The sequence below is a fragment of the Novosphingobium album (ex Hu et al. 2023) genome, assembly GCF_022832385.1.
GTDB classification, from domain to species: Bacteria; Pseudomonadota; Alphaproteobacteria; order Sphingomonadales; family Sphingomonadaceae; genus Novosphingobium; species Novosphingobium album.
In genome coordinates, this window is sequence record NZ_JALHLE010000029.1 from 1 (window position 1) to 21,320 (window position 21,320).

At 63.4% G+C, this 21,320-nt stretch carries 16 protein-coding genes; 3 read left to right on the forward strand and 13 right to left on the reverse strand.

What is annotated here, in order from left to right; genetic code table 11:
* The first annotated feature begins 110 nt into the window (after window positions 1-110).
* Complete coding sequence (locus MTR64_RS16600) at window positions 111-3,542, forward strand: ATP-binding protein (RefSeq protein WP_243995588.1); 3,432 nt, start codon at window positions 111-113, stop codon at window positions 3,540-3,542.
* Here MTR64_RS16600 and MTR64_RS16605 read toward each other — a convergent pair.
* Complete coding sequence (locus MTR64_RS16605; RefSeq protein ID WP_243995590.1) at window positions 3,518-4,081, reverse strand: response regulator; 564 nt, start codon at window positions 4,079-4,081, stop codon at window positions 3,518-3,520. The two genes, MTR64_RS16600 and MTR64_RS16605, sit on opposite strands and share 25 nt — an antisense overlap.
* A 194-nt stretch (window positions 4,082-4,275) precedes the next feature.
* On the opposite strand from MTR64_RS16605, the gene MTR64_RS16610 reads away from it, so the two are divergent.
* A complete protein-coding gene (locus tag MTR64_RS16610) occupies window positions 4,276-6,780 on the forward strand; it encodes a TonB-dependent receptor (protein WP_243995592.1) in 2,505 nt (834 codons plus the stop codon).
* A 103-nt stretch (window positions 6,781-6,883) separates the two neighbouring features.
* Window positions 6,884-8,200 carry an MFS transporter gene (locus tag MTR64_RS16615; RefSeq protein ID WP_243995594.1) on the forward strand — a complete coding sequence of 439 codons (1,317 nt, stop codon included), beginning with the start codon at window positions 6,884-6,886 and terminating at the stop codon, window positions 8,198-8,200.
* Window positions 8,201-8,559: 359 nt separating this feature from the next.
* On the opposite strand, the gene MTR64_RS16620 is transcribed toward MTR64_RS16615, so the two are convergent.
* The 12 genes from MTR64_RS16620 to MTR64_RS16675 form a co-directional block, all read right to left on the reverse strand.
* Window positions 8,560-10,038: an aldehyde dehydrogenase gene (locus MTR64_RS16620; RefSeq protein ID WP_243995596.1), complete on the reverse strand. Its 1,479-nt coding sequence runs from the start codon at window positions 10,036-10,038 to the stop codon at window positions 8,560-8,562.
* Between the two features lie 61 nt (window positions 10,039-10,099).
* On the reverse strand, window positions 10,100-10,909 hold the full coding sequence (locus MTR64_RS16625; RefSeq protein WP_243995598.1) for an HpcH/HpaI aldolase/citrate lyase family protein: 810 nt from the start codon (window positions 10,907-10,909) through the stop codon (window positions 10,100-10,102).
* A complete protein-coding gene (locus MTR64_RS16630) occupies window positions 10,909-11,739 on the reverse strand; it encodes an FAS1-like dehydratase domain-containing protein (RefSeq protein ID WP_243995600.1) in 831 nt (276 codons plus the stop codon). Before MTR64_RS16630 ends, MTR64_RS16625 begins: the two co-directional genes overlap by 1 nt.
* Window positions 11,736-13,013, reverse strand: a complete 1,278-nt coding sequence (locus tag MTR64_RS16635; protein ID WP_243995674.1) for an MFS transporter — start codon at window positions 13,011-13,013, stop codon at window positions 11,736-11,738. The genes MTR64_RS16630 and MTR64_RS16635 overlap by 4 nt, the downstream gene beginning before the upstream one ends.
* 46 nt (window positions 13,014-13,059) lie before the next feature.
* Window positions 13,060-14,010: an SMP-30/gluconolactonase/LRE family protein gene (locus MTR64_RS16640; RefSeq protein WP_243995602.1), complete on the reverse strand. Its 951-nt coding sequence runs from the start codon at window positions 14,008-14,010 to the stop codon at window positions 13,060-13,062.
* A gap of 22 nt (window positions 14,011-14,032) precedes the next feature.
* Complete coding sequence (locus MTR64_RS16645; RefSeq protein WP_243995604.1) at window positions 14,033-14,956, reverse strand: NAD(P)-dependent oxidoreductase; 924 nt, start codon at window positions 14,954-14,956, stop codon at window positions 14,033-14,035.
* Between the two features lie 49 nt (window positions 14,957-15,005).
* The gene (locus MTR64_RS16650) at window positions 15,006-16,199 is read right to left on the reverse strand and encodes a CaiB/BaiF CoA transferase family protein (protein WP_243995606.1); all 1,194 of its coding nucleotides are present in this window, start codon (window positions 16,197-16,199) and stop codon (window positions 15,006-15,008) included.
* A 4-nt stretch (window positions 16,200-16,203) separates the two neighbouring features.
* Entirely contained in the window at window positions 16,204-17,376 is a 1,173-nt protein-coding gene (locus MTR64_RS16655; RefSeq protein WP_243995608.1) for a CoA transferase, read from the reverse strand.
* A gap of 11 nt (window positions 17,377-17,387) precedes the next feature.
* Window positions 17,388-18,596, reverse strand: coding sequence for an FAS1-like dehydratase domain-containing protein (locus tag MTR64_RS16660; protein ID WP_243995610.1), 1,209 nt, complete (start codon window positions 18,594-18,596; stop codon window positions 17,388-17,390).
* 156 nt (window positions 18,597-18,752) lie between these two features.
* On the reverse strand, window positions 18,753-19,334 hold the full coding sequence (locus MTR64_RS16665) for a cysteine hydrolase family protein (protein ID WP_243995612.1): 582 nt from the start codon (window positions 19,332-19,334) through the stop codon (window positions 18,753-18,755).
* 5 nt (window positions 19,335-19,339) lie between these two features.
* A complete protein-coding gene (locus MTR64_RS16670) occupies window positions 19,340-20,020 on the reverse strand; it encodes a GntR family transcriptional regulator (RefSeq protein WP_243995614.1) in 681 nt (226 codons plus the stop codon).
* Window positions 20,021-20,027: 7 nt separating this feature from the next.
* On the reverse strand, window positions 20,028-21,254 hold the full coding sequence (locus MTR64_RS16675) for a CaiB/BaiF CoA transferase family protein (protein ID WP_243995616.1): 1,227 nt from the start codon (window positions 21,252-21,254) through the stop codon (window positions 20,028-20,030).
* Between the last annotated feature and the right edge of the window lie 66 nt (window positions 21,255-21,320).

Below are 21,320 nucleotides of genomic sequence, written 5' to 3' on the forward strand. Positions count from 1 at the left end.
CCTGAGTCAAACCGGATAGCCTCCGGAAAACCCGGGGCGCTTCAATTCTCGATATGCACTGCTAATCCACCGAGTATGGACGGCTCGGACAATTTGCGTAAGCATCACGCATGCTCAACGACACGATCATCACCGCAGTCGTTATGGTCTACCTGCTGGTCCTGATCTATGCCGGCTGGCGATCCAACAGGGGGGGGCAATGGGGCATCACCCGGCGGGCAGTTGTCTACGGCCTTTCACTTGCCACGCTGAGCACAGCCTGGACTTTCTTCGGCGCTGTCGGTGACGCCAGCAAGGGAAGCTGGCTTTTCCTTTCCAATGCCTTTGGCCCCATCATCGCAGCGACTCTGGGCTATCCGGCGTGGATCAAGATCGTTCGGCTGGCCAAGCTCGAGAACTCCGGCTCCATTGCCGACTTCATGGCGGCCCGCTTCGGCAAGAGCCGGCTGGTTGGCGTTACCGTGGCAGTCGTGGCGAGCCTTGCAGCGCTGCCCTATGTGGCCCTGCAGGTCCTCGTCCTCAAAGAAGTCTGGCAGTTTGCGATCGGTGTGCCAGACTTCGGCCTATTCCAGACAATGGTCCTCGTCGCCACCCTGATCGGGCTCGCCATTGTGTTCGGTGCGCGCCAGCCGAGCCTCACGCACCAGAACCGGGGCTTCGTCGCTATGATCGCGCTCGAATCGTCGGTGAAAATCGCCGCTATCGTGACGGCAGCAGCGGCGTGTCTCTATCTTCTTGAGCGCGATGGGCCGGGAATTGCCATCGCCGTATCGAGCATCCCTTCGCCGCACGTCATGCTCGAGCTGCCCTTTGGAACCCTGCTGATCCTGTGCACTGTCACAACCTTCACCCTGCCGCGCCAATTTCATCTCAGCTTTGTGACGGTTGAAAAGGTCGAGGATGCCCGCCGCGGAGTCTGGCTTTTTCCGGCCTATTTCGCGCTCTGGGCCATCGCCACGCTTGTTATCGCAAATTCGATCAAGGGCGGTTTGCTCGTCCCGGACGCCCCGCGCAGTCTGCAGACGCTTGCAATACCGCTCGAACACGGGATGACGCTGGTTGCATTCGCGGTTTTTCTGGGCGGGCTTTCTGCCGGTGCGGCCATGGTGATTGTCGAACTGACTGCCATTTCGGCAATGGTGTCGAACGAGATCGTCCTGCCCATGCTATCCACTACGGGCCACAATGGCCAGGGCGGCAAGGGAGCCGGCCAGAGGGTCGTGCTGGTCAGGCGGGTGTCCATCATCGCGCTCGGCACGCTGGCCTGGCTGTTTTACCTGCTGATCGAACAGACGGGCAATCCAACCCAGCTCGGCGTTATAGCACTGGCTGCATCGGCACAGCTGTTTCCCGGGCTGATAGCGGGCATCTACTGGAAGCGGGCGCATGCCAACGGAGTCATCGGCGGCATCGTTGCGGGAATGTCGATCTGGGCGCTTTTCGTCGTCCTGCCAGTGTTGTCGGCTCGTTCGGCCCCGTTGGCGGGGTCGCTCTGGCCCGTCCCTCAAGGACTGGGGTTGGAACTCCTGGTGCTGACGAGTCTGGCAGTGAATGCGCTTGTGGTGATTGGGCTTTCGCTGGCTGCCCGTCCGCGGCTGATCGACACGATGCAGGCACAGCGTTTCGTCCACGCTCACAAGCAGGGACGGACGGATAACCTCAGGGAGTTCAATGCCACGGTTGGAGACCTACGAGATCTGCTGAGCCAGTTCGTGGGCGATGACGAGGCTCGCAAGGCCTTGCTGAATTTTCGCGCGGGCACTGGCCACACTTCCTTCGACGATTTAGCGCCGATTACCCCTGCCATGGCAATCATGGCCGAACACGTACTCGCCGGGGCCATCGGCACGACTTCGGCACGCAGCGTCGTGGCCATGGCGCTCGCTGTGGGGAACCAGGACCGCGACGACGTGCGCCAGCTTCTTGACGAGGCCGGCCACGCGGTAACGTTCAGCCGTGATATCCTGCAATTGACACTCGACGGCCTCAGCCACGCCGTCGGCGTGGTCGACAGCGACTTGCGGCTGGTCGCGTGGAACCGTAACTTTCTCGAGTTGCTCGCTATTCCTGCCGACGGCATTCATGTGGGTCAGTCGGTGCTTCAGCCTGCCAGTGTGACCGGACGCGATGTCCTGAGTGACGACGTCAGCGCGGAGCTTGCAGCAAAGACCGATTGCGTCATGCGGCGGCGATCGTTCCGTCACGAATTCGCGGCCGGTGGCGGGCACGTGATTCAGTTCACCGGCACGCCCATCGCCGACGAGAACTTCGTGCTGACCTTTGCCGACATCACCGAAATCCGAGAAGCAGAACGGGTTTTGGCGCAGGGGAAGGAAGAGCTCGAGGACAGGGTCGAAGAGCGGACGCGTGAACTCACGAAGGTCAATCGCGACCTCGAGCAGGCGACCGACCTCGCCGAACGCGCCACGCGGGCGCAGAGGCGGTTCGTGGCTGCGGCGAGCCATGACCTCGTCCAGCCGCTGCACGCGGCCCGCATCTTCATCGGCAACGTTCTTGCCGAAAAGGACGCCCAGCATACGGCAGACGAAAAGACCGTGCTTGCTCTCAGCCATGCCGATCACGCCATTGAGGCCGCGCATCGCATGCTGCGTGCACTACTCAGCCTGTCCCAGCTCGAGCTCGGCGCAGTCCGGCCGCACCGCGAAGCGTTTGAGGTGTCATCGCTGCTATCATCGCTCGTGACCGAGTTTGAAAGCCAGGCTGACACCAAGGGCGTTGAGCTCGTTTGTCTCCCCACCACGGCATGGATCCGCACCGACCGCGATTTGCTGCGTTCGGTCCTGCAAAACCTCCTAGTCAACGCGATCCGCTACACTCGCCAGGGTCGCGTGGTGCTGGCAGCACGCCGGTCTGGCGATGACGTGCGGATCGAGGTGCGCGATTCCGGGATCGGCATGGCGCCCGATCAGATTGCTGCCGCCTTCGGCGAATTCGAGCGGCTGAGCGAGGGCCAGCGCCTTGCGGAAGGCTCCGGCCTTGGCCTTGCCATTGTTGCACGCATAGCGCAGGCCCTCGACCTCGAGGTAAAGGTCCACTCGCGCCCCGACCGTGGCAGCGTCTTCTCGATCCGGGTCCCGCGCGCAGAGCCCGAACGGAAGCGGCGGCACGTTCAGCACACCATGGTCGACTTGTCCGGTCTGCGGGTCCTCTGCATCGACGACGAGCCCGACATCCTGGTAGGAACCGAGGCCCTGATCCGAAGATGGGGCGGTGAAGTGATCAGCGCGCCGGATGCGGAATCGGCACTTGGCCTGAACGGCGAGTGGGACGTTGTGCTGGCGGATTACGGTCTGGGTCAGGGGATGAACGGCCTCGAACTGCTAGACCTGCTTGCGGGACGTGCCCGCGTCAGGGTCCTGGTGACGGCCGCCAGCGAGGAGGAACTGGGGGGAGCACTCAACGCCGGGATCAGCGTCATGACCAAGCCGGTTTCGCCCTTGCTCCTGCAGGAATTCCTGATCTCGTGCAGCGGCCAAGGAGAATGCAACACACAAGGTTATCGGGTCAGCGCCAACAGCTGATTGCGGGTTTGCACTCCCATTTTCCGGAAAATATTCGATAAGTGGTATTTCACTGTCGCCTCGGTGATGCCCGCCTCGAAGGCGATCTGCTTGTTCATCAGGCCACGTTGGACTCCGTTCAGGATACGCAGTTGCATCGGCGTGAGTGGGTCCTCGTCCGGCAATTGTTCCAGTCCGTCGAACCATTCCTCGCCCCGAAGCAGGGCATCGAGCGCAGCTTGCAGTGAAGGAACGCCTGAAACTTTGGAAATGAACCCGGAAGCTCCGCAGGCGATTGCCGTCTGGACGACCTCAAGGTCATCGCGCGCCGATACGACGGCAACGGGAATGTGCGGATATTGCCCTTTCAGAAATGGCAGTCCGGCGATGCCATCTACATCGGGCAGATTGAGATCAAGCAGGATGAGGCTCACCGTCTCGTGGCTTTCCAGCCTTTCGCGCAAGGTTCGAAAATCTTCGCAAAGCTCCACTTGCGCGTCGGGGGCAACCAGTTGGACGGTCCCGGCCAGCGCCTGCCGGAACAAGGGGTGATCGTCCACCAATACGACTTTCCTGCCCGCCATTTTCCCCTGCTCCCATGTTGCAATCTCTTTGTCTGTATTGATTGCGCACGGGCCCCCTCATGCCGACTAGACGGACGTATAGTCGAGGAATTCCCGCAAACGCATTATCGCGACCGGGACCGCGCACAGCAAGCGCGGCAAGAATATATATGCAGAGGAGGGGAAGCATCATGCTCCGTCACAAGAAGTGCCTGCTTGCGTCGTCAGCGCTCGCTTGGCTTGCGTTCGCGCCGCACACCGCTCTTGCTCAAGACTCCGGAAGGAATGGCGAGGAAGTCCGGGAACGGGGCTTCACCAACCAGGACATTATCGTCACAGCCCGCAAGGTCGCTGAGAACCAGCAGGATGTACCTGTTTCGATTACAGCCTTCAACGGAGATACGCTGGAGCAGCGCCAGATCGTTGGCACCACCGATCTCGGCAAGGTGACACCCAACCTCGAGTTCACCAACAACGCTCCGCTCGCCGGCAACAACAATTCATCGCAGGTGTTCATCCGGGGCATCGGCCAGATCGATGGCCGCTCAAACGTCGATCCGGGCGTGGGCCTATATGTCGACGACGTCTACCTCGGGCAGTCGGTCGGCGGCGCGATGACTTTCCGCGACATTGCTAGCGTTCAGATCCTGCGTGGACCGCAAGGGACGCTTTTTGGCCGCAACACCATCGGCGGTGCGATCGTGATTGCGACCAGGGACCCCAAGCATGAGTTCAATGGCGAGGCCGAGGTCGGCGTTGGCAGTGACAACCTGTTCGAGGCATTCGCAGCTATGGATCTGCCGATCGTCGACACCCTTGCCGCACGCATCACCGCAGGAGGCAAGCGCCAGGACGGCTATGTCAAACGCCTCTATGACGGCACGAAGCTCGGCGACACCAACACATATTCGCTCACCGGCAAGTTACTGTGGGAGCCGGACCCTGCAGTCACCGTGCGCGCAAAGTTCGACTACACCAAGGCCGATGAACATGGCGCGCCATTGGTCTTTGCGGCCTACAACAACAACACCGATCCCACCGCGATCGGTGTCGGCGCGCCTGAAAGTGCGGGGTTCATGGGCGCCTACCAGAGCGTCCTTTCCGGTTGTACCCAGGCCTTCTTCGTCCCTGGCGGCGGCCCTGGCGGGATCGTGCTCTACGCGCCGGGATTTGACACCAGCCTGTTTGATTCTGTTCCCGGCGTTTCCTGGAGCGCCACTGCCAATGGCGGTGCCGGCGCTTTTGTGAAGACCTATGGCGGGCCGCCGGAAGGCTATACCGCCGAAAACAAAGATCCGCGCTGCGCCAACAACCAGTGGGCGGCTGGGCCGTTCGCGAACAATGGCACCGGCCCTGTTGGCAGTACGCTGGAAGCCTGGGGCGGATCCCTGAACGTCGAGTTCGATGCTTCCGACGCCATCACCTTCAAGTCCATCACCGCCTATCGCAAGCTCAACTGGACCGGAAAACGCGACGGCGACAACACGCCCTTCACGATCCTTCACACCGATTACAACTCGCGCGGTCATCAGTTTAGCCAGGAACTGCAGGGTATCTACGAGACCGAGCGCCTGACCGGTGTGGTGGGGCTCTACTATTTCAAGCAGAAGGTGAAGGACATCCTGACCGTCGCGCTGGGCGAACGCGCCTCGCTCGACAGCGACAACAACATCATCAAGAACCACAGCTGGGCCGCTTTTACCCAGTGGACCGGCCACCTCACCGATCGCCTCAGCGTGACGGGTGGGATCCGCTATACCGAGGAGACCAAGGGCTCCATCCCAGAGCAATTCGACTATGCGAGCCTCGCCGCGACCGATGATACGCCCGGTGTCTTGACGCCCGACGAGTATTATCTCGCCCCGATCCTCTACGAAGTCACCTTCAAGTCCACCACCGTCGAAGGCAGCGTGGATTACCAGTGGTCGGACAGCTTCCTCACTTATGCCCGCTTCGCGCAAGGCTTCAAGGGTGGCGGTTGGAACAGCTCCTTCAACGTGCCGCAGTCGCAGGCCGCGCTCGACAATTTCCATGACTTCGCGCCGGAAAAGGCCAATTCCTACGAAGTCGGTTTCAAGTCCGACCTGTTCGGGAAGACCCTGCGGTTCAATGCCTCGGCGTTCCTGACCAAGTACAAGGACCTGCAGTTCCTGTTCCGTGCCGGCCCGGCCCCTTACTTGCTCAATGCCGGCAAGGCGACAATCAAGGGTGTGGAAGCGGAACTCAACTGGGTGCCCAACTCGCACTGGCTGATCCAGGGAGGCGTGAGCTATCTCGAGAACAGCATCGACACTGTGGTCGACCTGTCTGGGCTCGGTGTCTCGACACCGATCAGCACCTCGAACAAGCTGCCTTACGCGCCCAAGTTCAAGTGGAACCTGGGTGTCGGATACAATACCGACGTCGGCCACTTCTCGATCTCGCCGCGTGCTGACCTGTCCTACAGGACCAAGACCTACTTCGATACGGCCAACACACCTGAGATCTCACAGCTCAAGGACGTGCTGACCGTCGATGCCTCGATCCGCTTCGAAAGCCTCGACGATCCCTGGGTCCTGACCCTCTCGGTCCAGAACCTGACCGACAAGCTCTATCCGACCGCGGGCAATTCCTCGCTGACGTCGGGCACGGGCTATGCCGAGATCGCTTATGCCCGGCCACGCCAGTTCATGGCGCGATTGTCGGTCGATTTCTGAAACGCGCCCGGCGCGGCTTTCTCCGTGGAGCCACGCCGGGCTTCATGTCTTGTAACGTGGCCAAGCCCTCGCATTGGCCTGTCAATCCTGCCCGGGAATCGAGATGACTGTACTCAACGATCCAGCGGCCATTCTCGCAAAGTCCTCGATGACCCGCGCGCAGGTGATCGCGGTAGGTCTCGCCACCTTACTCAATGCCCTCGATGGCTTCGACGTGCTCTCCATCAGCTTCGCAGCGCCGGGTATTGCGACCCAGTTTGGCATAGATCGCGCAGCTTTGGGCGTGGTGCTCTCGATGGAGCTTATTGGCATGGCGGTTGGAGCGCTCGTCCTGGGCAATGCGGCGGACAAGATCGGCCGGCGCCCGATGCTGCTCTCATGCTTGGCCGTCATGTCCGCGGGCATGGCACTTGCGGCGACGTCAGACAGTATCGCCATCCTTTCCGCCTATCGCCTTTTCACCGGGTTCGGCATCGGCGGCATGCTCGCGACAACCGCAGCGGTAGTCGCCGAGTTCGCCAATGCCCGGTACCGGAACCTTGCCGTCGCGATCATGGCAGGAGGTTACCCGGTCGGTGCGGTCGTTGGTGGATCGATCGCCTCTGCCTTGCTGTCAGGAGGCGGGACCTGGCATTCGATCTTTGTGTTCGGCGCAATCGCCACTGCCGCCTTCGTGCCACTCATCCTTTGGCTCATGCCGGAGACGATCGCGTTCCTGGTCCTCAGGCACGGCCCGGCCGGCCTTTCCATCGTTAATCGTCAGCTCGAAAAACTCGGGCACCGATCAGCAGACCACATTCCGGAGCTCGAGCCCGGCACGCAGAAGGTGCGCTGGCGCGAACTGTTCGGTCCGGGGCTCGCCAGCGTCTCGATCCTCCTTCTGATCGCCTACTTCATGCACATCATGACGTTCTACTTCTTCGTCAAGTGGGTGCCCAAACTGGTGGTGGACATGGGCTTCGAGGCAGGCACTGCGGGAAGTGTGCTGGTCTGGGCGAACGTGGGCGGGGCAAGTGGCTCACTCGTGCTCAGCCTGTTCACGCAACGGTTTCCGGTCCGTACGCTGACCATCCTTGCCATGATAGCGGGGGCAGGGGCGGTAATCTGGTTCGGCCAGCCGCACAGCGATATTGCAACATTGTCTGTCATTGCGGGGACGGCGGGCTTCTTCGTCAACGGGGCAACGGCGGGAATCTACGCCATGTTCGCGCAAAGCTATCCAGCCCGGCTTCGCGCCAGTGGGACGGGCATGGTCATAGGCTTTGGGCGAGGCGGGGCCGCATTGGGACCAATCGTGGCAGGTTTTCTGCTTGCCAGCGGGCTCACATTGCCATGGCTTGCCACCATCATGGCATGTGGTTCCCTGATTGCGGCATTGGCGCTTACGGTATTGCGTTACCGAGAACATGGTGTTGCTTGACACGGTTCGTCGGATTGTCGGCCAGAGCAATGCTCGCCAATCGGATGGCCAATATTCGTGATGAACAAATGGCTGGTTTTGGGAGGAAAATCTGATGACAGAATGACCGGATTGCCGGCGTGTCGGGCAATGCAGCAATTTAGCTGAACTCTGGTGCTTTCAGTCGTTCCGCTTACGCGCCAGTTCAGCAGCGGCCACCTTCAGTAAGGAAAAGTCACCCTCTTGAGCCACCGCCTGCATTGCGGGGTGTTTAGACTTTCTGGGTCAATACTCAGCAGAAATCAACATTCTCGTTCTAGAGAAGGGTTCCTGCCAACATCATCCGACACTTGTCCAAAGCAACACCCCGATGCGTTGACTTAGAATTTCATAGAGAACGGATCGCGGAGGTCACCCGAGAAGTCGATGAAGACGGTCTTGGTCTGGGTGAATTCGAGGATGCCCGCCTCGCCTCGCACACGCCCGAAGCCTGAATCCTTCATGCCGCCAAACGGTGCCTGCGGTGCTGCCACGCGGTAGGTGTTCACCCAGACCACGCCGCTGTCGATTGCGCGCATCATGCGCATGCAGCGGCTGATGTTTTCCGACCACACGCCGCTGGCGAGGCCATAGGCGGTGTCGTTGGCGATCTGGACGGCTTCCTCCTCCTCATCGAAGGGAATGATCGAGAGGACCGGCCCGAAGATTTCCTCGCAGGCGACTTTCATGTCGTTGCGAACGTCGGCGAAGATGGTGGGCTCGATGAAGAAGCCCTTTTCAAGCCCCGGACCTTCCGCGCGCGCGCCACCGGCAACCAGTCGCGCGCCGTCGCCCTTGGCGGCATCGATGAAGGACAGGATCTTGGCGAACTGCGGCTCGTTGGCTGCCGTGCCCATCTCGGTTTCCTTCAGGCGCGGGTCCCCCATGCGGATCTGCTTGGCCCGTCCGGCAAGACCTTCGACCATGCGGTCATAGATCCCGCGCTGTACCAGCAGGCGCGAACCGGCGATGCAGGTCTGCCCGGTGGCGCCAAAAATTCCTGCCAGCGCACCGATGAGCGCGCGGTCGAAATCGGCATCGTCGAACACGATGTTGGGCGACTTGCCGCCCAGTTCCATCGTGACCGGCTTGAGATTGGCACCCGCCGCTTGCGCGATCATCCGTCCGACGCCGGGACTGCCGGTGAAGCTGATCTTGTCGACCCGCGGGCTGGAGGTCAGCCAGCGGCCGACATCGCCCGCTCCGGTCACGACCTGCACCACGCCTGCGGGAAACCCTGCGGCTTCACAGATCCGCGCGATTTCGAGCGTCGTCGACGAGGCATGTTCGCTGGGCTTCAGGATCACGCAGTTGCCCGCGGCCAGGGCGGCGGGAAGTGTGTTGGTCAGGATCGCGACGGGCGAATTCCACGCGGTGACACAGGCCACCACGCCGAAAGGAACGCGAATGGTGAGGTCGAGTGTGTCCTTCTGGTCGAGCGGCACCACATCGCCGTGCATCTTGTCCGCCCAGGCGGCGTAATAGCGGAAGATGCGCGCGGCATAGCCCATCTGGTTGTGGGTCTCACGGATCACCTTGCCGTTGTCGGTTGTTTCCAGCAGGGCGAGCCGGTCTGCGTCAGCGTCAATCAGATCGGCGGCCTTGTTCAGCAGCTTGGCGCGCTCACCCGGAGTGGTCTTGCGCCACACACTGTCGAAGGCCCGGCGGGCCGCGCTGATCGCATCCTCCACATCGACCTCGGTGGCCACCGGGATCTGCCCGTGCACTTCCTGATTGAACGGGTTGATCGCCGGCATCGTCGCGCCATCGGACGCATCGCGCCACACGCCGTCGATGTAGAGCTGGTAGTTCACGGTCATCTTGCTCTCCAAAATTCACTAAACGGGAGGGCTGGCAGGCCGATGCCCCCCGGGTGCTGTCTCAGGCCACGCGCAGGGCCCAGCGCACCATCGCGATGTCCACCATCTTGCCGTCGAGCACGCCCACGCCATCGGGCGCGGCTTCAAGGATGCGCCGCGCCTGCGCCCGCTCCGCGTCGCTGGGCGAATAGCCCAGGTTGATCGGTTCGACCTGCGAGGGATGGATCGCGGCCTTGCCATGGAAGCCAAGCGCTCTGCCCGCAGCACAGTCCGCTTCGAGGTCTGCGGGACGGTCGATCGCGAAGAAGGGGGAATCCATCGCCACCACGCCGCCGCAGGCCGCTGCATTGACGATGGTGGCGCGCGCGTGACCCGGCTGGAAGGTGCCCACCTGCTGGCCAAGGTCGGCCGCATAGTCCGCGGCGCCAAACATGAGGTAGGCGAGCCGCTGATGGGCTTGTGCCAGCGCGGCGGCGCCGGCAACACCGCGCGCGGATTCCACCAGTGCGCCAATCCGTGCCTTTGAACCCGCATCGTCGAGCACTTGTGCGATCATCGCGACCTGCGCTGCCGTTTCCGCCTTGGGCAGAAGGATGTAGTCGGGCCCATCGGCAGCCGTGGCGAGCATGGCCAGGTCGAGCAGCCCGCAGGCGCGCGACAGCGGATTGATGCGCACGGTCAATTGCTGCGTCACGCCCTGCCGGTCGGCCAGGAATGCCGCCACGTTGGCACGCGCACTATCCTTGTCGGCTTCGGCGACCGCATCCTCCAGATCGAGGATGAGGCCTTCTGCCGCCGTGGCTCCGGCCTTGGCGAAGCGATCGGGCCGGGAACCGGGCGTGAACAGCAAGCTGCGCGGGACTGCTGTCATCACACCGTGCCCGTGCGGACAGTGGCGACCATGTTTTTCGCCTCGCCCTGCTGCGTCCAGATCTCGGCACCATCCGCAGTGGGCTCGCCGCAGACATGCAGCATGGCCCCGTCGAAAGCAGGCTGCTGGCCACGGAAGTCAAAGCCGGTTACCGGCGCGCCCAGGTTGGCCGTGGCCAGCCGCATCAGCAGGGTGGCTTGCAGCGGACCGTGCACGACAAGAGCGGGATAGCTCTCCTCGTCCATGGCATAGGGCCGGTCGTAGTGGATGCGATGGCCGTTCATGGTGAGGGCGGAATAGCGGAACAGCAGAACGGTATCGGGATCGACCGTCTCCACCCAGGACACTGCAGGCGCAGGCGCGGCAACCGGCGCCGGTAGGGAGCCCGCAGCCGGTTCGCGGTAAACCAGATCCTGCTCCTCACTGACGGCAAGGCCGTCTCCGCCGTCAAGTTCGTGGCGGACCGTGACGAAGACGAGCGTTCCGCTTTTACCGGTCTTCTCCTTGATGGCGGTGATCGTCGAGGTTTTCGAAACCGTGGCGCCAAGGATCAGCGGCTTATGAAAGTTGAGCCGTCCGCCCGCCCACATGCGCCGGGGCAGCGGTACCGGGGGAAGGAAGCCGCCCTTGGCCGGATGCCCGTCAGTGCCGAGGCCTGCCGGAGGCTTCACCTCCCAGAAGTAGAGCCAGTGGTGCAGCAGCGGCATGGGATCACCCGCCTTGAGCGCGCCTTCACCACCAAGGGCCACGTCGAGCGCATTGCTGCGCGCAGGCTCCAGAATGTCGGTCACCGTCTGGCTTCGGCCGATCCAGTCTTCGAATTCACTCACGCGGTCTGTCCTTGTTGCATGGCGATGGCCGCACGCCGGCGGCCGAAAAGGGTTCCGGCAAGGGTGGCAAGGCCCGCCGTCAGCAGGAGCACGCCGGTGGCCTGGCTGGAGCCCTGCACGACGAGCAGCTGGGCAATGAACGGCACCACCGCTCCGCCGAGAATGCCGCCCAGATTGAAGGCGAGCGAGACGCCGGTGTAGCGCGATCGCACCGGGAAGAGCGTCGCCAGCCAGCTTCCGAGGGGCCCGTTATTGAAGCCCAGCACGAGCATCGCGGCGCTGAGCGTGGCGCCGGCCATGGGTAGCGAGCCCGAACGCAGGCCAGCTTCGAACACCGTGCCAATCGCGATGGTGGCGCAGGCACCGCCGGCCAGGACGAGACGCGATCCCACCCGGTCCGCCAGTATTCCCGCCATCAGAATGCCCACGACGTAGAAGCAGTTGGCGATCATCTGTAGGGTCAGCACGTCCGCACGCGCCAAGCCGACCTGATCGACGGTAAGGGCAAGCGCAAACGAGGTGGCCAGATAGAACACCGCGAATGTCGAGACCACGCCCGCTGCACCCGCAAGAACCTGCAAGCCGTGGCGTCCGGTGATTTCCACGAAGGGAATGCGGACAACCTCATCCTTGTCGAGCGCGGCCTGGAACTGCGGCGTTTCCTCGATCTTCAGCCGGATCCAGAGCCCCAGCATGACGAGCACTGCACTGGCGAGGAACGGGATTCGCCAGCCCCAAGCCATGAACTGGTCATCGTCGAGCAGCAGGCCGAGCAGCAGGAACACGCCATTGGCCGCGAAAAAGCCGATCGGCGACCCCAGCTGCATGATCGAGACAAAGCGTCCCTCCCAGCCTTCAGGGGCGTGCTCGGCCGTAAGCAGTGCCGCGCCGCCCCATTCGCCGCCAAGGCCGAAGCCCTGTCCGAAGCGCATCAGGCACAGCAGGGCAGGCGCGATCCAGCCCGCTGTCGCATAGGTAGGCAGCAGGGCGATGGCAAAGGTGGACAGCCCCATCATCAACAGCGAGACGACCAGCGTGGACTTGCGGCCCACCCTGTCCCCGAAATGGCCAAAGGCGATGGCGCCGATCGGACGGGCGAGGAAGGCAAGGCCGAAGCTGGCGAAGGCCAGCAGCGTCTGCGCGGCGGGAGAAGAGGCGGGAAAGAACAGCGGCCCGAAGACCAGCGCCGCCGCTGTGCCGTATATGAAGAAATCGTAGAACTCGACCGCCGTGCCCATCAGCGCGGCCACCAGCACACGCGCCTTGGCGCGCATGGGGCCATGGCTGGCGGACGCGGCGGGCGAGGCAGCGCTCACGGCATCAGTCCCGCTGGTGCAACAGTGGCAGACCCGCGCGTGGCCAGTCCACGGCCACCAGCAGGCCGCCGCCCGATACGGTGATATAGGCCGTCTTCATGTCCGGGCCGCCAAAGCAGATGTTCGTGCAATAAGGCTCGGGGCCTTCCCAGTACTCCAGCTTCTCACCCTCGGGCGCGAAAACGGTGATCCCGCCGGTCACCAGCGTGCCGACGCAGATGTTGCCGTTTTCCTCCAGAGCCATCGAATCGAAGCGCTGGTATCCGGTTGCCTGCCCGACGAGCGTACCGCCATTGGGCGAGGGCCAGGGGACCTTGGCGACGTCGCCGCGCCCGGTGATGTGCCAGTGCCACAACCGGCCCGTCTCGGTTTCCGAAACGTAGAGCGTCTTTTCGTCGGGCGAGAGGCCGCAGCCATTGGGCGTCAGCATCGGGAACACGGCCTGCCTGATCCACGAGCCGTCCGCCGCGGCATGATAGACCGCGCCGCAATCCATTACTCGGCCGTAGGTCTTGCCGTGGTCGGTGAACCACATATCGCCCTGCGCATCGAACACGATGTCGTTGGGCCCCATGATCGGATTGCCGTCGCAATGGGTGTAGAGCGTGGTGACTTCGCCGGTAACGAGATCGACGCGCTGGATCGAGCCGCCCGTGTAGTCGTGCGCGCGGCCATGCGGGCGACGGTAGCCCTGCACGCCAAAGATGTCCTCGCTCAGCCAGTTGAAGCCGCCGTTGTTGCAGACGTAGCAGGCGCCATCGGGGCCTATGGCAGCGCCATTGGGGCCGCCGCCGAGTTCGGCGGCGACTTCCTTGGTGCCATCAGGACGCACGCGGATGAGGCGCCCGCCCTTGATCTCGACGACCAGCACCGAGCCGTCTGCCAGTGCGATGGGTCCCTCGGGAAAGTCCAGCCCTTCGGTCACGATCCGGTATTCGAGCTTGCGCGTCTGCATCGGTTCTCTCCCCGCCGGGCGGTTACGGTTTCTTCGCGTCGACGACTTCGATGATCGCTGGGAAGTATTTCTCCCCGATCCCCATATCGATGGCTGCCTGGTAGTATTCGGCGGCGAGGCGCGTAAGGCGGGGTTCGACGCCCATCTGTTCGGCCAGTTCGATGGTGTAACCGATGTCCTTGAGGGCGTAAGGCATCGGAAAGGCTTTGGCTGGGAATTCGCGCGGCGCCATGGCCTTCTTCGCGTGGGTCTGCAGCGCGAAGGAATTGCCCGAACCAAGGCCGACCGCTTCGATCAATTTGTCTCCGGTCACGCCCGCGCGTTCAGCCACGACCATCATCTCGGCAATGGCCGCCACCTGCTCGAACAGCAGCGTGTTGTTGATGAGCTTCACCACCTGTCCGCAGCCGACTTCGCCGCACAGGGTGACGTCGGAGCCCATGTAATGGAGCAAGGGTTCGATCCGGGCGAAGAGCCCTTCGCTGGCTCCGACCATGATCGACAGCGTCCCGTCGATGGCGGCCTGTCGGGTGCGCGCGACGGGGGCATCGGCGAAGGCGAGGCCTTTGTCTGCCAGCATCGCGCAGACGGCGCGGGCATCGGCGACACTGGTAGTCGAGAGATCGACGACGATCGAGCCGGGCGCAGCGTGGGCCGCTATCTCTTCGCAAACGGACATGACCTGTTTGCCGCCGGGCAGGGACAGGAAGATGACGTTCGCGTTCCTTGCCACATCGGCAACCGATCCGGCCTCCCGCGCGCCGCCAGCCACCTGCGCGGTCAGCGCATCGGGGTTCATGTCGAAGGCGTGGAGCAACGCGCCGTGCTTCTTCACCGCGTTGGCACACATGCCGCTGCCCATGACCCCGAGGCCTATGAAGCCCAGGGTCGGGGTTTCTGCCCAGGTGTCCGTCCCGGCGCGTGCCGGGGTTGCCGTCTCGTTCATCCTTCCCAAGGCCCTCTTTCTTGCGTTTCAGGTGCCTGCCGTTCTGTGCTCAGAAGATCACTTCGGCCTCTTCCAGCCGCCTGCGCTCTGCCTGACTCATCCCGAGCAGTTCACCATAGACGAAATCCTCGTGTTCCCCGAGCTTCGGGGTGCCGCGATCGACGCCGATATCCGCACCTTTCGACAGGCGAATCGGCACTCCTACGGCTGCGCGATGCGTGCCGTCCGGTTCGGTGACATCTACGATTGCGCCGCGCTGCTGCAGATGGGCATCGTTGGCGATTTCGGGCGTCGTCCATGAGGCATGGGCACCGATCCCCGCCTGCTGCAGGTGTTCGGCCGCTGTGTTGGCCTCCTGCGTGGCTGTCCATGCGGAGAGAACTGCATCGAGCGCGGCGCTGTTCGTGCGCCGGGCATCGGCGGTGGCGAAGCGGCAGTCGCGGGCTAGGTCTGGCTTGCCCATGAGCTCTGCCAGTGCCGTCCATTGCGCATCGCTGCCGATCTCCAGCGCGAGCCAGCGATCATCGCCCATGGCGGGATAGACGCCGTGCGGTGCCATCCGCGGATGGGCATTGCCTATGCGGCCCGGCGTTCCGCCTGCAGCGGCCAGCAGCAGCATGTCGCCTACCAGCGATGCGGCGACTTCACGCGCGGCGACATCGACATGGCTGCCCCGGCCCGTGGCCCGGCGGCGGTGCAGGGCGGCCATCACGGCGGTTGCCGCGTTCATGCCGACGGTGTGGTCCATGACATGGCGGATTTCGACCGGCGGACCGTCCTCGTAGCCGGTCAGTTCGCCAAGCCCGCCCCATGCGCCGAACAGCGGCGCGTAACCCGCGAAGTGCGAGTCCGGACCGCTCTGGCCCGAGGAAGAGACGGAGAGCACGACGATGTCGTTCTTCACCGCCGTCAGGTCCTGATAACCGAGCCCGAGGCGGCCCATCACGCCTGGGCGGAAACTCTCGGCGGCGATGTCGCTCACCGCAACGATGCGCTTGGCGAGCGCGATGCCCTCCGGCTTCTTGAGATTGATGCGCACCGAAAGCTTGGTCGAGGCGACCTGATCGAACGTCGCGGGCCCCATGCGGCCATAGACTGGATGCGGTTTGCGGAACGCGTCGAGGCGCATGGCGCTCTCGATCTTGATCACTTCCGCGCCGAGCTGCGAAAGCAGGTGGGTACAGAACGGCCCGGCATTGTGCACGGTGAAATCGGCGATACGGATGCCGGCGAGTGGTTTCATCACATCAGCTCCCCGCCGCCGCCGCTTCGCGCGCTGCGCCGAGCGCGGGCGGACCGGCGCGCAGTGAAAGCGGCGTTTCGTCGAAATGAAATGGCGAGACGAGCACATCGACCAGGCCCGCGGCGCCCGCGTTCACTTTCTGGAACAGGCCGCGATGCCATTCCTGATCGCCTTGCAGGATCTCGGCGGGAGACTTGTAGCGCGCCAGTGGCACGCCCAGCTTCTGGCCCGCGCTGACGATGTCGTCGACCTTCCGGACGGAGGCCCACTCGCGGATGTAGCCATTGATTTCCGGCCCGCGCCGGCTGCGTTCAAGACTGTCGGCGAGCGCCGGATCGAGCGCCCATTCGGGTCGGCCAAGCAGATCGACAAGCCCGTCCCACTGCCGCTGTTCCAGCGTGAGCAGTTCGAGATAGCCATCGGCGCAGGGGATCACGCCGCCATAGCGAAAGCTGCGTTCGACGCGGTGTTCGATGGAGCCGTCGCCAAGGCGCTGGATGGCAAAGGCGCCAACGGCCAGGTTAGCATCTTGACAGGAAATGTCGACATATTGCCCGCCGCATTCGGGCCGGGCCCAGAGTGCTGACAGGGCGCCGAGCGCAGCCGCGATTCCGCCCTGCATCTCGCCGAAATGGCCGCCGATCTTGAGCGGGGCCCGGTCGGGAAACATCTCCACGGCCAAGCCGTTGGGCAGCAGGTTGCCTTCGCCACCAGCGTGCTGGATCACGGCGTCCTCGCCCTTCCAGCCTGCCTTCGGGCCATAGGCGCCGAAGGGCAGGACCGAGACGTGGATGAGCTCCGGAAAGCGTTCGGACAGGCTCGTCTCGCTTATGCCTAGCTCCTCCCTCGCGGCGACCGGCGTGTCGTCAATAAACACGTCGGCACCAGTCAGGCAGTCGGCGAGGCGGGCCTGTCCTTCGGGTGCGGCAAGATCGATCACCGCGCTCTCCATCCCGGCGGCCAGATAGGCGAAGAGAGCGCTCTCCTCACTCTCGGTGCCATCGATACCGGGAAGGAAGGGCGGTTCGCGCCGGAGAGGGGTGCCGCCATTGGGTTCGACGAGCAGGACCCGCCCGCCCATCGTTCCCAACATGCGCGCCGCGTAGGCTGCCGCCACGCCCGAAGCGTGGGCGACAACCTTCAGGCCGTCGAGCGGTGTGGCACTCTCCCCGGTCATCGCCGCTGTCCTCAGCGCACGACAGGCAGTTCGAGGTCGCAGTCGCGGCCGTCGAAGAACACCTTGTGCTGCGGGTTCAGCGAAGGCAGCAGCACAGTTGCGAGGCCCGGTGTGGTCAGTTCGCCGCGCTGGTTCTCGCCCCGAATCTCGATGTCGACGAGGGCATGGCCGTCCTTGACATACTTGCGCGTCACCTTGCCGCGCGCCCAGGTGCAGTCACCCATGATGTTGAAGCCGCGCATCTGGGTGCGAACGCGCTTCAGGAACGCAGCATCGCCCATCCAGTTGGTGACGAGGCTGGCCATCCACGAGGAACGCTGCGGGCCGTAGTCGTAGACGCCGGGCACGCCCACTTCCTTGGCAGTCGATTCGCGGTGGTGGCCGATGCCGGTGTACTCAATGCCGCCGCCCGCTTCGGGATTGCGGAAGAAGTGGCCGGGGTGCTTCACGGCGTTCTTGAAGATCACGCCATGGGTGTGGCCACGGCCCGAACCGACGAGAAAGCCCATGGTATCCATCAGGCTGAGCGGGCCGCGCACGATTTCGGGCAGCTCCTCGCCTTCCTGGACTTCATCCCAGTAGCGCACGTTGCCCCCGCGCATGTTCTTTTCCTCGTTGAGGATCGCGTTATCGATCTTCGCGAAGTCCTCGGCCGAGTATTCGTGGGTCTTGATCTCGGAATATTTGCCTGCGTCGCGGGCGGCCTTGCGCTCGTGGCGGGTGCAGGTGCCGAGCGCACGGGCGACCAGATCACCGTTCTGGTTGGCGTAGCTCGCCTCGACGTACTGGATCACCAGCGTGCCGGAGAACTTCGATTCCTTGACGTCAATGCCGACAACGCGCTCGATCGCGGTGATGCGGTCACCCGGGCGGATGTGGCGGAACAGCTCCCAGTCGTTGCCGGCATAGAACCCGTGGACGCCCGGCAGGCCCCAGCGGGTGCGGCCGACCCAGCCGAAGGCCATCGGGAAGTTGGGGTGGGCAACGATCGAGCCATAGCGCGACAGGCGGCCATGTTCTTCGTCGCGGTAGAGCGGGTTGAGATCGCCGATGCCGTTGCACCAATTGCGCATGGTGTCGGCCGTGGCGTCCTGCAGGTAGGGGCCTTCGGGACGCAGCTGCATACCGATCATGTTTTCGGCAGCCTTGATTGCCTCCGGCGTGATCTTGCCCTCTGCCGGTGCTGCACCGACGTCCTTGTCCTTCGTATCAACGCTCATTGATGGCTCCTCATGCCGGCCATTGTTCGGGAACCGTGCCCTTTGCCGGATTTGTGTATAATGGATAATGCATTATTTTTTTCGAGGCGAAGAGTCCAGACCCGGCCCAACAGTTTTTGTGCGCGGTATCGCCTCGGTGATGTCAGGGCAGGGCGGTCAGGCCGCCCAGTCGAACTCCGTGCTTTCCACGATGCGGCCGTAGCGGCCCATGCAGGCGATCGCGTGCATGTGTTCGTCCGGCGTGACGCCCGCGCAGCAGTCGTCGAGGATTACCACCTCATAGTCCCTGTCATGCGCCTCGCGCGCGCCGGAGTGGACGACGCCATTGGTGGAGACACCGCACATGACGATCCTCTCCACCTTGTTGGCCCGCAGGACCGCTTCCAGCGATGTCGCGTAGAAGGGGCTGACCCGGTGCTTGACAATGTCGAAATCCTGCGGCTGCGGCGCGATCGAGGTATGAACCTCGGTACCCCAGGTGCCCAGTTGGAAGATGCCGTTCTTGCGCGCCCCCGAGAAGATCGGCGAGGCTTCCGGAGCTTCGCGGTAGTCGGCGGAAAAGCCCACGCGGACATAGCCGATCAGGGCTCCCGCCGCGCGGGCGGCGGCGATGGCGGCTTTCGTGCGTTCCAGCACGCCGCGTTCCTTGACCTGCACCCCGTAAGTCTGGGCGTTGAAGCCGTCCTCGGCCACGAGGTCGTTCATCATGTCCATGACGAGGAAGAGTGTCTTTTTCATCGCGATCATTTCTCCGTGCGATCGGTCGCGGCTGGTGCTGCCACCGCATCCCGGGCGACGGACTGGCGTAATTCGTTGAAGCCCGCCTCGATGTGCTGGCGGGTGGCGAGCATGGCGGCGGCGGAATCGCCTGCAATCAGGGCGGCCAGCATTTCGTCGTGCTCCTCGGCGGCGCGGCTGACGCGGCCCTTGAGGCGGTTGATGAGGTCGAAGGGATAGCGGGCCCAGAGGATCTGCACGAAATGCAGCGTTTGCGGCATGGCGGCTACCTCGAACATGCGGTGATGAAAGCGGTAGTTCGCCGCACGCGCTGCTTCATTGTCGCCCGCCTCGAAGGCGCTGGCAAATTCGCTGGCAAGAATGCGCAGTTCGGTGATGTCCTCGCCCGTCACGCGCTCGGCGGCCCCTTTGACGAGCTGGGTTTCGAGCAGGATGCGCAGCGAAAGCACTTCGCTCGATGCCTCGATGTCAAACGGGGCGACGGTTGCGCCGCGATAGCTGTCGCCCAGCACATAGCCTTCCGCGGCGAGCAGCTTCAGCGCCTCGCGAACCGGTGTGATGCTGGTGTTGAGCAGCGTGGCGATTTCCTGCTGTTTGAGCCGCGTGCCGCGCGGATAGCGGCCAGAAATGATACCTTCTCGCAGAAAATCAGCAACCTGCTCTTCCTTCGTGCGAAACTGCATCATCTGTCTGCTACCCCTTTTGCCGCACCGGTGCCCAGGCGAAATCGCCCGGTTGATAGGCCTTGGCGGCCCCCGATGACAACAAGGCCTCGGCATCCTGCGCCGAATAGCCCAGTTCCTCGAGCAGCGGGCGGGTGTGCTCGCCGATCTCGGGCGGAGGCAGGTTCGGGTTGACCTGCATCTGGCCGGGAAATTCCGGCACTTCGAAATGCAGCCCGCGGAAATCGAGCTCGCGCAGCTTACCCGGCTGGCGCGCCTGCGGCTTTTCCAGCACCCGCTCGAGCGGCATCACTTCATTGAAGCCGAGGCCGGCAGAACGCAGGCGGCGTTCCACCTCGTCGAAATCGAACTTGCCGACAGCCGCGCGGACCGCCGCTTCCACCGTGTCGCGGGCCTTTTTGCGGTCACGCAGCCTGGCATAGTCGGGATGGCCGTCCTCGGGCATGTCCAGCGCCCTGGTCAGCTTGGCCCAATGGGCATCGGTGAGGATCAGCAGATAGACCCAGCGCCCGTCGGACGTGAGGTACGAGCCGTAACCCGGCATCGAGAATTCCCCGCCGCCTTCCTTCTCCAACCGGCCGAGCAATTGTGTCTTGAGCTGCATCCCCGCCAGATCGCGCGCGGCCAGATGCAGGCCGGTTTCGTAAAGGCCGATCTCGATCCGCCGATCTGCTTCGCTGGCGTTGGCATCGAGCATGGCTGCGAGCACGCGGATCACGGCGTAAGTGCCTGCAAACTGGTCATGATAGGACGGCCCGAAGCGGGTCGGACGGCCATCGACGCGGTGGTCGTCCATGGCGCCCGTCGCGGCTTCGGCGATCGGGTTGGTCATCAGGTCGTCGGCCTGCGGGCCATGCGTGTAACCCTTGATATGGACATGCACGATATCCGGGTTCGCAGCCATGCAGTCGTCCGCCGTGACGCTCAGCTTGCGCGCCGCCGACGGCGCGAGGTTGTGGATCACCACATCGGCGGTGGCTGCCAGCCTGCGGAATACCTCCTTGCCGCCATCGGTGGTGAGGTCGAGGCAGATTGCCTGCTTCGAATGGCTGTATGCCACGATCGTGCCGGAGGGGCCTCCGCGCACGAGCGATCGCGTGGTGTCGCCCGCTGGCGGTTCGATCTTGATGACCTCGGCGCCGAGTTGCGAAAGGATGTGGGTAGCAAAAGGGGCTGCGATCATCGTGCCCAACTCAAGCACGCGCTTACCGGTCAGGGGCATGGATTGTTCCGTCATGAATGCGTGTTTGCACATAATGCATTATGCATCAATAGATCTTGGCGCGCGCTATGAATCATGCTT

Excerpts from the sequence above, each read along its gene's own strand:
- MTR64_RS16620 (WP_243995596.1), bottom strand. The coding sequence starts at position 10,038 with ATGACCGTGAACTACCAGCTCTACATCGACGGCGTGTGGCGCGATGCG.
- MTR64_RS16615 (WP_243995594.1), top strand. The coding sequence starts at position 6,884 with ATGACTGTACTCAACGATCCAGCGGCCATTCTCGCAAAGTCCTCGATG.
- MTR64_RS16655 (WP_243995608.1), bottom strand. The coding sequence starts at position 17,376 with ATGACCGGGGAGAGTGCCACACCGCTCGACGGCCTGAAGGTTGTCGCC.
- MTR64_RS16665 (WP_243995612.1), bottom strand. The coding sequence starts at position 19,334 with ATGAAAAAGACACTCTTCCTCGTCATGGACATGATGAACGACCTCGTG.
- MTR64_RS16600 (WP_243995588.1), top strand. The coding sequence starts at position 111 with ATGCTCAACGACACGATCATCACCGCAGTCGTTATGGTCTACCTGCTG.
- MTR64_RS16640 (WP_243995602.1), bottom strand. The coding sequence starts at position 14,010 with ATGCAGACGCGCAAGCTCGAATACCGGATCGTGACCGAAGGGCTGGAC.
- MTR64_RS16660 (WP_243995610.1), bottom strand. The coding sequence starts at position 18,596 with ATGAGCGTTGATACGAAGGACAAGGACGTCGGTGCAGCACCGGCAGAG.
- MTR64_RS16635 (WP_243995674.1), bottom strand. The coding sequence starts at position 13,013 with ATGCGCGCCAAGGCGCGTGTGCTGGTGGCCGCGCTGATGGGCACGGCG.
- MTR64_RS16675 (WP_243995616.1), bottom strand. The coding sequence starts at position 21,254 with ATGACGGAACAATCCATGCCCCTGACCGGTAAGCGCGTGCTTGAGTTG.
- MTR64_RS16650 (WP_243995606.1), bottom strand. The coding sequence starts at position 16,199 with ATGAAACCACTCGCCGGCATCCGTATCGCCGATTTCACCGTGCACAAT.
- MTR64_RS16670 (WP_243995614.1), bottom strand. The coding sequence starts at position 20,020 with ATGATGCAGTTTCGCACGAAGGAAGAGCAGGTTGCTGATTTTCTGCGA.
- MTR64_RS16645 (WP_243995604.1), bottom strand. The coding sequence starts at position 14,956 with ATGAACGAGACGGCAACCCCGGCACGCGCCGGGACGGACACCTGGGCA.
- MTR64_RS16625 (WP_243995598.1), bottom strand. The coding sequence starts at position 10,909 with ATGACAGCAGTCCCGCGCAGCTTGCTGTTCACGCCCGGTTCCCGGCCC.
- MTR64_RS16610 (WP_243995592.1), top strand. The coding sequence starts at position 4,276 with ATGCTCCGTCACAAGAAGTGCCTGCTTGCGTCGTCAGCGCTCGCTTGG.